Raw genomic sequence first — 1,410 nt, forward strand, 5'->3', positions numbered from 1 at the left:
TTTAATATGAACAACGACTTAAACCCCGCTGCAGGAAGCTATGACAACTACAATCCCGTAGCCACTACCGCGCTTCCCGGACGCTCTCAAGGGCTAAATATCGATACAAGCCTACTAGAATCTATCACCGTGCAAGATAGCAATGTAAGTGCGGCGTATGGTGGATTTACAGGTGGAGTGGTGGAGGCAAATACCAAAAAAGCTACCAAAAAATACGGAGGAAATATCAGCTACCAAATCTCACAAGGCAATGCCAACTTAAGGGCATTTAGCCTTACAAACTATCATTTATACGCACCCACAGAGGCAAATTATGAAAATTTTTTAAACTCTAGTTCGGCGGGGAATCAACCTGAGTTCATCAAACATTCTATTCGCGCAAGCGTAGAATCTAGATTTCACAAAAAAGCTGGAATCATCGCTAGCTTTACTACCACACAGAGTTTTATCCCGCTAAATTCTGGCTCTAGCACCTACTTAGCCGCCACACTAGATGAAAAGCGCAAAACTCAAAAACGCCAAAATTATAATTTTTTCATAAAAGGGCATTATGATGTGAGCGAGACTTTGCGACTAGAGGCAAGCTATGCCTATGCCCCCTCTTTTAGCAATTATTTTATTAGAAATACTAAAAATTCTAGCTTTGATATGCTTACAGGTGGGCATCAAGCGGGACTTAAAGCTTCGTGGGATAATAATCTTGGATTTTTTCTCGCACAAAGCAATTTTCACTATATGGATAATTCGAGGGTAAATTCTGCTAGCAATAGCATAGGGTGGAGGGCAAGTGTGGATAAAAATTGGACTAATAATTTAGAGAGTGGCACGGTAAGTGAGGGAGGCTATGGCAATGTCGATACTAAGCAAATCAATTTCAATCTAAAAGCCACGCAGGATTTTAAGCCATTGCATTTTGGAGTCGCCCAAAGCAAATTTAACGCAGGAGCAGAGATAGGCTATGTAAATGCTTATTATGAGCGAATGGAGGATATGCTTTTTGGTGGGACACGCACAGATAGAATCTCTCCCCTAAAAGCTAACGAAGTATGTAGAGACGATGATATAGCTTGCTCAAATGGCAAAGTTTATTATAGTATTGGGGATTGGGCTAATAATAATGGGCAATACACCCACGCGCTAAGTTTTTACAAAGCGGGAAATATCACACTAGATAATGTGAATGCAAGCGCGTTTGTAGAAAATGATATGAAGCTAGATTTCAATTCGTATTTTATTAGACTTGGCGAGATAAATTTGCGACTTGGAGCAAGGGTGGATTATGATACTTATATGGCAAAAACTACGCTATCGCCTAGATTTTCGCTAAATTATATTTTGCCTTATAGTAGCCAAAAATTTAGCACGCAACTAACATTCGGGGCAAATCGCTACTACGGTCGCAATCTTTTT

1 pseudogene is annotated in these 1,410 nt (G+C 40.1%); it reads left to right on the forward strand.

The window, feature by feature from the left end:
* Nucleotides 1-1,410 (forward strand): annotated as a pseudogene (locus ACWIX0_RS13575) (TonB-dependent receptor); the annotation flags it as partial.

Source organism: Helicobacter sp. T3_23-1059 (assembly GCF_053654515.1).